Consider the following 8,682-nt stretch of genomic DNA (forward strand, 5'->3'; position numbering starts at 1 on the left):
AACATTTTGGAGAACCTACGGTTCTCACTACAGACAAAGCAAGTGCATTACTTTGCGCGTTTAACAAATTAAGAAAACAAGGATTTTATCAAACTACAATCCATTGTACAATCAAACATTTAAACAATCTTATTGAACAGGATCACAGGCATGTAAAGAAACGTTTTACCAAATCCGCAGGATTTCAAAATCTTCGTCATGCTTCACGTACGTTAAAAGGTATTGAGACCATTCATGCCCTATATAAACAAAGGCGAAGTTTTCAAAGAGACTCCGCTTTTTCAACGTACAATGAACTTCAACAATTATTAGCGACTTCCTAAACATTGTTCCTCATTTACCAACCTGCTTATGCTTTTTTCAAACTTTGCAACAGAACCAAAATATGTTGTAACAACAAAACTGCTTTTGTATTTAAGCGTTTATTTAAGCCCTCAGGGCTGAGTAAAGTACCTGTCGCAGCGTGAAGCCTACTACATAATTGAACCAAAGGGTCACTTGCCACCCGTTGACTCATCCAAATACAAATAGTAGCTAAGTCTGAGCCAGAAAACTTGCGTTTTCGTTTTACAAACTCAAGTTCTCTTGCAAGTTCTTCTAAAAATGTGGGTGTAACATATCGTTGTAATTCTTCCGCAAATGGTTGTAATTCATCTTGAATAGAGATATTCATAAGAAAACGCCATCCCTTCCAATCTATCATTTTTAGAAAGAATAACGTTTTTCGATATTCGAGGGTATTAAAATTTCTAAAATTGATGGGCATGTACGGTGACCCCTAATTACAAATGAAAGTGTCCTATTAATATTTCAAAAAACACTTAATCCCATCCTCCTGCTATATTTTTAGTTAATCCCCTTGACTATAACGCTACGTCATAGTGCATAATTTTAACTATATTAAATAAGGAGTGAAAGAAATGAATATAAAATCATTACGCTCAGATAAAATATATCGAAAAATTTTACAAGCTCCAAAAGAGGAAAAGGTTGAGTTATACAGACAAGAAATGTTGGCTCCATTTATGGAGAAATGGAAAATTCAATATGTTCCATTTAAAGCTGAGGAGCCAAATGGTTTTGATGTTATTACATTGAATAATATAATGAGCATTTCTCCTAATCAGATTACAAATGAGATTACACCAGAATTAGAATTGATTTCGTCTGATTCTTTTTGGTCTGAGTGTAAAGAAGCTGTTAGGAAAAGCCTTCATTTATTTAGAGAGCATGATGTGAACCTTCGTGTATCCGATTACTTATTCACGATTCTATTAGGGGATCCAAATAGCCCTTCATTAATGTTAAATGAAGGATATAGTGGTGATGGAGGTATCCCTGGCTATATTTTGTGTACACTTGTGCCAAATGAATACACAATACCTCGAATGAAAGCTGCTTTAGCACATGAATGTAATCATAATGTTCGATATCAATTTATTCAGTGGGACCATACTGTTACTTTAGGTGAATTAATTGTTAGTGAAGGGTTAGCAGAAAACTTTGCTACTTCTATTTTTGGAGAAGATCTACTCGGTCCTTGGGTATCGAAAACAACTATGGAAATGCTTAATAGACATATTAAACCTGTGTTCAAGGAACAATTACAATTAACAGGATTTGATAAAATTGCACCGTATCTTTATGGTGACGAATTAGCAAAAATTCAAAACTATATGCCAGTCAATATGTCTTATGCTGCTGGTTATGCCTGTGGATACTATTTAATTAAATACTATTTAGAAAAAACAGGTAAAAATATCTTTGAAGCCACAATAACTCCTGCCAATCTAATATTAGATGAAATAAAAGGATTTTGGGATGAAGAAACAATTATTAAGGGTTAAAGATATTGTCCAAATTACAGGCATAACAAAAAGAACCTTACAATATTATGATAAAATAAATTTATTAAAGCCAATTTACTTAACAGAAAATGGTTATCGACTCTATGACAAGAACAGTTTAGCAAAACTTCAAACGATTCTATTTTTTAAGGAAATGGACTTTTCTCTAAAGGAAATTGCGGATATTTTGACACTTACAAGAGAAGAACAGCAACAATTATTAAAGAAGCATAACCAAACTTTATTGTTAAAAAAACAACGTTTAGAAACAATTATTACTGCGGTGGATGAGTATGTATCAGGAAAGGATATCTACAATTTAAATATTTTTAATAATTCATCCATTTTATCATTACAAGAACAATATGCTCATGAAGCGAAATTCATCTATGGAGAAACAGAAAAATACAAAGAATTTGAGGGGAAACTGAAAAAACACTCTCCTAGTGAAAAAGCGAACTTATTTCATGAATTCGAACAAAACATGGAAAGAGTATTTAGAAAAATTGCCTCCTATATTAATCAATCACCTACCTCCGATGAAGTACAGCAATTAATTGTAGAATGGAAAAGTTATCTCGAACAATCTATTGTATGTGACTCTGAAATGTTGACATGTATTGCAAATACGTATAAATTTGATAATCGATTCAAAAATTATATAAATCAATTTAGTAATGAAGACTTAGCTGAATTTTTATATAACGCAATTATACATTATATCAATAAACAGAAGCGTTAATTTCATACTTTTATAATACAACATATATATAAAAGATGGTGTTAATTAAAATTTCACACCATCTTTTTAAATAACTTTATTTGTTTTGAAACGACTTTATTATCACTCACCCCCAGAACGGAATTTTGTGCTAACTTGTAGTAAAAAAGCTCATTTTTTCGTTTTGGGGTGGATTTATTTTCTTAAGTTGATGGGCATGGGGTACCACCCCATGCCCATCAAGTTAAAATCTTATAATACCCCCAGAACGAAATTTTGTGTTAACTTGTAACAAAAAAGCACATTTTTTCTTTTGGGAGTTGATTCGTTTTCTTAAGTTGATTCGTTTTCTTAAGTTGATGGGTATGTAGTGCTACCCCTTATAGATGTTTTTTTATTACTTTTCTGTTATTATTTTCATTAAAGGATCGAATTTAAAGAATTCTATGAAAACATAAAAAGGAGAAAAAATGAAGAAAACTATAGAGAAAATAATTAAATCTATAATAGAATCAACATCTATAACAGACCTATGTAATAATCAATTATGTAATACCCTAAGTCCAATCATAGATTTTTTTATTTTTCCAGAATACCTAATTTTCAAAGCTACTACTTACTCTAGCAAAATCATATTCTTACTATTATTTTTAGCTATAGTTTTTATCTTTGGAATTTCATTCGAATTTATTTAAAAAAAGATTTTCAAACAAAGTGCACTTTTAGAAATAACTATAAAAGTTTTCGAAAAAATAATAACTGCAGCAATGCTTTTCTACTTTTTCAAAGTAATAATATATTTAATAAAGTTAAAAAAACATTAGATTAATATTTTATAACTTAAAGCTACCCCTTATAAGTACCAAAAACAAAGTATCCTACTAAATAACAAATACCGTTTATAGAACCTTCTTAACGTACGGAAAAATCAATTTTTTTAAATGGAAAATTCCTTAGCGTACGAAATTCGCGTTATGTTGGCGGGACCCCATCACCATCAAGCTAAAGAATCAAAATCCCCCCATGCCCATCAAGCTAAGATTTTATAGTACCCCCAAAACGAATTTTTGTACTAACTTGTAACAAAAATTCGTTCTGGGGCATTTATTTTTCTTAAGTTGATGGATATGGGGATATTACTTTTCTTAGCTTGATTTTGATGGGATGCGCCCCCTATATAGAAGGTTTCTTCAATGTGTATAAAGGTTATTTTTATTTTTTTGAATATTAATATTGTTTAGAATTCGTATATGTATTATTGTAAATAATGGTATATTAGTAAATTTTTAATACAGATTCTATTCAATCTCTAAAAATATGATTCTTGGAGGCGTTATTGTGCGTAAAAAATGGAAAATCGGGCTAATGAGTACGCTTCTTGCCTGTACTACCTTCACATCTGTAGCATTTGCAGCAGAAAAACCAGTCGATCAACCCAAATGGGAGGAATGGCTAAATGGACATGCAAAAAGATTAAATGAACCCACTTCCCAAACAAAAGAAGATTTATCTTTTCTAAAAGAGGCCGTACAGGACAAGCGTATTGTTGTACTTGGCGAAAGTACGCATGGTGCTAAGGAAATGAATCAATCCAAAATACGTATGATTAAGTACTTACATGAAGAAATGGGATATGATGTAATTGCATTTGAATCAGGATTTGCAGAAGCAAGTACGGTTCAACAAAATTTTGATAACTTAACCGCTACTGAAGCTATGAAACAATCTTTAGAAGGTGTATGGCAAACAGAGGAAGTTGAACAATTGTTTACCTATATGAAAGAACAAAAAGAAAAAGGAAAGCCACTAACATTAGCTGGTTTTGATATGAATTTGTTTTATAGATCTTCATTCCACTCGTATGCGAAAGACTGGTTGCAAAAACTAAGTCCTGAAGTGGCATCTGAATTTGATGCAGCAGTAACAGAGTTGATTAAACTGGATAAGTATTACAATGGTTATAAAGGTACATATCCCTATGATCAATATAAAATAGAAATACAACCTGTTATCAACAAGTTTGAAAATGTGAGAACTTTTATTCAGAATCATAAAGCTGAATTGACTCAAGTTGCACCTCACCCTACGTATGATGTGAATTTCCTTGAGAAATCAATCAATATACGGATTGATGCAATTAAAACACATCTAGATGCTTATATGAAATTTAGAGGTGGCATCTTCTCTACTAATGTTAGAGACTACGCTGATTATATCCGAGATCAAAAAATGGCTCAAAACCTAGCATGGCTCACTGAAATGCAATATAAAAACAAAAAAATTATTGTATGGGGACATAATTATCACATTCGGAAACAAAATTCGAAAATGATATTAGACTATACGAAGTTGCAGCAATACAATTTTGTAGGCCCTAATATGATGGATTATCTTCCGCAGCGCATCAAAAACCAAATGTACACGATTGGCGTATTTACGTATAGTGGGAGCAGTTGGAACTCTGAAAATAACAAAATTGTTACTGTACATACAGAACATGAAGAACAAAGTGTAGAAAAAATAATAAGCACCGTTGGAAGTCCAAATGTCTTTGTAAACTTAAAAGGAGAAAGTAACCGACCAGAAACGTCATGGATGTTTACCCCAACTGCAGCAAGTTACTGGGGGGACAAAGATCGAGAAGAAATCATGATTCCTATCGAACAATATGATGGCATTTTATGGTTAGAAAAGACTTCGCCTTCTGTTCTTAAATAAAAGAGAGAGCGTCCTTACATGTTAAGGATGCTCTTTTTCTTGTCATGATTGTACGTAAACAATATTCGATTGGATTCATTCCCTATAGGGGTACCGTCCCATCGCTATCGAGCTAAAGCCTTACACTATTCATTAAGTAAAAAAGAATAACGCTTTCTATGAATTATGGGTATAAATTCATCTTAGGTTGATAGTAATGTGGTGCTACCCCATTGCTATCAAGTTAAAATTTTATAATGCCCCCCAAATGAAATTTTGTATCTCTATAGTTAATTACAACCCTAGTGATTTAGATATTCAGTAGTGTATTCATTTCCTAAAGTTATTTTATAATTAATGATTTAATCGACAGTTCGTAATGCTGGAATTTTAAAGTATATATATAAGGTAAATGCTATTAAAGATAAGGCACCAACCATAATAATAAATTTTATATTTATCTCAAGTGAAAGACTTAATGAAGTCAATCCATAGGAAATGGGTGTTAATCCCATGGAAGAGACTGTTTGAATACTCATTACTCTCCCAATCATTTCTGGTTCAGCTTCATTTTGCACAACAGAAACAGCACATATATTAGAAATTGTCATTGATATCCCCAAAAAAACAACAATAACAACACTTTGCCATAGTTCATTACTAAAACTTAATATCAAGAAACAAAGTCCTACAAACATTTGTGAGGTTAGGCTAAGAATTCCTCTCTTTCTTTTGAGATTTATAATACCAAGGATAATAGAGCCTAGTACCATCCCGATAGCTAAAAACGACATTATAAAACTATAGTCTATTGTTTCTCCCTCCAATATATTTTTAACAAAAATCGGTAATCCTATAGTTAATGGACCTACGAAAAAAAGATTCAAAAATAATGTTTTTAAAATGAAAGCCATTAATATTGGTGCCTTCCTAACATAGCTAATTCCCTCTTTTAAACTTATAAGCAAATGATGCTTATTTTCTTGAGTATTAACAACTTGTTTATTAACTTTAATAAAAAATATAAAGCAACTACCTAAAATCAGCAGGATTGTAATCAAACTAAAAATCCCTGTATAATCAAATCCAACAATTATAAATCCACTTATCATTGGACCCAAAATTGAAGTAGATTGACTTGTAGTCTGAATAATTGAATTCGCCCTTGTTAGAAATTCTTTTGGAACAATAACGGGAGTAATAGAACTAGATGCAGGCCAGAAAAATGCATCCAAAACACCAAAAAATAACGCAAAAATAATTAATGTCCAGAGATGTATCTCACCTGTAAATAACAACAATAAAACTAATCCTCCAATTAATATGGCTTTTGTTAAGTCTGAAAAAAACATTATTTTCGATTGACTTAGTCTATCAGCTAACACGCCGCCTAACAACATAAATAAAATCCGAGGAATTGCTCCAATAATATAAATAATCCCTAAGGAAGCTTCTAAATTTAACTCCTGAACAACGTACCATGCTTCAGCAAAATAAAACATACTGAAACTCAACCCAGAGAAGATGGTACTAATCCAAAGTAATATAAAAGATTTTTGTTTGAATAAAGATTTTACTTTTGTCGTGACTGCAGTTTTTTGTAAAACAGGTTCACTCATCTTTATCCCCTTCCTTAAAATGAGGCTCATCTACTTGGAATCCGACTGTGGCTAAATAAAACCATTCCGCGTCACTATTCTCTATTTCATCAATATCATGGAGTTCTTTTAAAAGATCATGATACTTAGCAACCCATTCTTCAAATCGCTTTTTTGTTGTGCGAATTTCTATTTGACTTGATATTCTAGCCCATTCTTCTGGCTTTTCAGACTGTGTTAAAAAAGCATTTTCAGGAGCTGATAAAGCACGACTCTTTGCTCTCTCTAAAGTTGCAATGGTTAATAACCTACGACTTTCTCCATACTCCGAATGAAAAGGTAATAAGTTATTAGAGGGGATAAAACTTTTAGCAACCGCTTGGTATAGTTTTTGAGTCATATTTCTTTTCTTATTTTCCTCTACTATTTGGACTAAACCATTCTTTTCTAGATCACGTAAGTGATAGTGAATTTTCGAACGTGACAAACCAATAATTTGTGACAATTGTTGCCCTGAACGAGGTTCTTCAATCAAAAAAGAAAGAATTTGAACTCTTAAAGGATCACTTAATGATTTTAATTGTTCATACTCATTTAGAATTAATATATCTTTTTGCGTCATTTAACATGTTCCTTTCTTTTGACTAGTCAGTTTTTATTGACATAAATATAACTGTTTTTTCTGACTATTGTCAATAAAAATAAAATATTTTCTAAAAAATTTAAAAAACGTTATCCTGTTTCTAGAATTATAGGAAAGGATGGCGTTTTTGTATGTCTATTTCTGTATCTGATGAATTACAATTATTTGCTCAAGAAGTTCAAAGCTTCTTATCCCCAAATATCTTACGAGAACTTGCTAGAGATGTTGGTTTTGTGCAACGAACTAGTAAATACCAAGCAAAAGATTTAGTCGCTTTATGTGTATGGATGAGCCAAAATGTCGCTACAACTTCTTTAACTCAGTTATCTAGCTGTTTAGAAGCATCAACAGAAGTGCTCATCAGTCCGGAGGGACTGAATCAACGATTTAATAAAGCGGCTGTCCAATTTTTACAACACATATTGGCTGAACTACTAAACCGAAAATTAGCCTCATCTATGCCGATTTCTTCTCCATACACTTCTGTTTTCAAACGTATTCGTATTTTAGATTCAACTGCATTTCAACTCCCGGATGTATTTTCATCGGTTTATCCAGGTGCAGGAGGATGCAGCCATACAGCTGGGATAAAAATTCAACTTGAGTATGATTTGTTAAGTGGACAGTTCCTACATATTCATACAGGTCCAGGTAAACAACATGATCGCACTTACGGCTCTCTGTGTGCCCCAACTGTGACGGCGAATGATTTATGTATCCGAGATTTAGGTTATTTTCATTTAAAAGACCTTCAGTATATACAAGATAAAGAGGCCTACTATATCTCTCGTATCAAGTCGAATACACGTATTTATCAAAAAAATCCTAACCCTGATTATTTTCAAGATGGAAGAATTAAGAAAAGTACAGAGTATATACAGTTAGATATGGAGGTCTTAATGAACTCTCTTCAACCAGGACAAACATGTGAAATAGCTGATGCTTATGTAGGAATGATTGATAAAGTGCCAGCTCGTGTAATTGTTCATCGATTAACAAAACAACAGCAACAAAAACGATTACAAGATCAAGCCGTAAGAGAAAAAAAGAAAGGAATGAAGTATTCTCCTCATAGTAAACGACTCAGTGGTATCAATGTATATATGACAAACACCCCTACAGATATTGTCCCGATGGGACAGGTACATGACTGGTATTCTTTGCGTTGGCAAATCG

7 protein-coding genes and 1 pseudogene are annotated in these 8,682 nt (G+C 32.3%); 5 read left to right on the forward strand and 3 right to left on the reverse strand.

What is annotated here, in order from left to right; translation table 11 throughout:
* On the forward strand, nt 1-323 hold a 323-nt coding region (locus BLV40_RS27060), incomplete at its 5' end, for a DDE-type integrase/transposase/recombinase (RefSeq protein ID WP_139265631.1).
* 59 nt (nt 324-382) lie between these two features.
* Here the strand turns inward: BLV40_RS27060 and BLV40_RS27065 are convergent.
* Nucleotides 383-673: pseudogene (locus BLV40_RS27065) on the reverse strand (IS4 family transposase); the annotation flags it as partial.
* Nucleotides 674-920: 247 nt separating this feature from the next.
* On the opposite strand from BLV40_RS27065, the gene BLV40_RS27070 reads away from it, so the two are divergent.
* The 3 genes from BLV40_RS27070 (at nt 921) to BLV40_RS27085 (ending at nt 5,286) form a co-directional block, all read left to right on the forward strand.
* Nucleotides 921-1,847 carry a DUF2268 domain-containing putative Zn-dependent protease gene (locus BLV40_RS27070; RefSeq protein WP_090695701.1) on the forward strand — a complete coding sequence of 309 codons (927 nt, stop codon included), beginning with the start codon at nt 921-923 and terminating at the stop codon, nt 1,845-1,847.
* Nucleotides 1,822-2,589, forward strand: a complete 768-nt coding sequence (locus tag BLV40_RS27075; protein WP_090695703.1) for a MerR family transcriptional regulator — start codon at nt 1,822-1,824, stop codon at nt 2,587-2,589. The genes BLV40_RS27070 and BLV40_RS27075 overlap by 26 nt, the downstream gene beginning before the upstream one ends.
* Before the next feature lie 1,317 nt (nt 2,590-3,906).
* Nucleotides 3,907-5,286: an erythromycin esterase family protein gene (locus BLV40_RS27085; RefSeq protein WP_139265632.1), complete on the forward strand. Its 1,380-nt coding sequence runs from the start codon at nt 3,907-3,909 to the stop codon at nt 5,284-5,286.
* Between the two features lie 341 nt (nt 5,287-5,627).
* On the opposite strand, the gene BLV40_RS27090 is transcribed toward BLV40_RS27085, so the two are convergent.
* Nucleotides 5,628-6,884 carry an MFS transporter gene (locus tag BLV40_RS27090; RefSeq protein WP_090686895.1) on the reverse strand — a complete coding sequence of 419 codons (1,257 nt, stop codon included), beginning with the start codon at nt 6,882-6,884 and terminating at the stop codon, nt 5,628-5,630.
* Nucleotides 6,877-7,485: an ArsR/SmtB family transcription factor gene (locus tag BLV40_RS27095; RefSeq protein ID WP_090686893.1), complete on the reverse strand. Its 609-nt coding sequence runs from the start codon at nt 7,483-7,485 to the stop codon at nt 6,877-6,879. The genes BLV40_RS27090 and BLV40_RS27095 overlap by 8 nt, the downstream gene beginning before the upstream one ends.
* Before the next feature lie 152 nt (nt 7,486-7,637).
* Here BLV40_RS27095 and BLV40_RS27100 point away from each other — a divergent pair.
* Nucleotides 7,638-8,682: IS4 family transposase (locus BLV40_RS27100; protein ID WP_090686891.1), on the forward strand; the 1,045-nt coding region annotated here is incomplete at its 3' end.

The sequence above is a fragment of the Bacillus sp. 166amftsu genome, from assembly GCF_900107445.1.
GTDB lineage: Bacteria > Bacillota > Bacilli > Bacillales > Bacillaceae_G > Bacillus_A > Bacillus_A arachidis.

What these genes read in the sequence shown, in the direction of transcription:
- BLV40_RS27070 (WP_090695701.1), top strand. Translation starts at nt 921, where the DNA reads ATGAATATAAAATCATTACGCTCAGATAAAATATATCGAAAAATTTTA.
- BLV40_RS27075 (WP_090695703.1), top strand. Translation starts at nt 1,822, where the DNA reads ATGAAGAAACAATTATTAAGGGTTAAAGATATTGTCCAAATTACAGGC.
- BLV40_RS27090 (WP_090686895.1), bottom strand. Translation starts at nt 6,884, where the DNA reads ATGAGTGAACCTGTTTTACAAAAAACTGCAGTCACGACAAAAGTAAAA.
- BLV40_RS27095 (WP_090686893.1), bottom strand. Translation starts at nt 7,485, where the DNA reads ATGACGCAAAAAGATATATTAATTCTAAATGAGTATGAACAATTAAAA.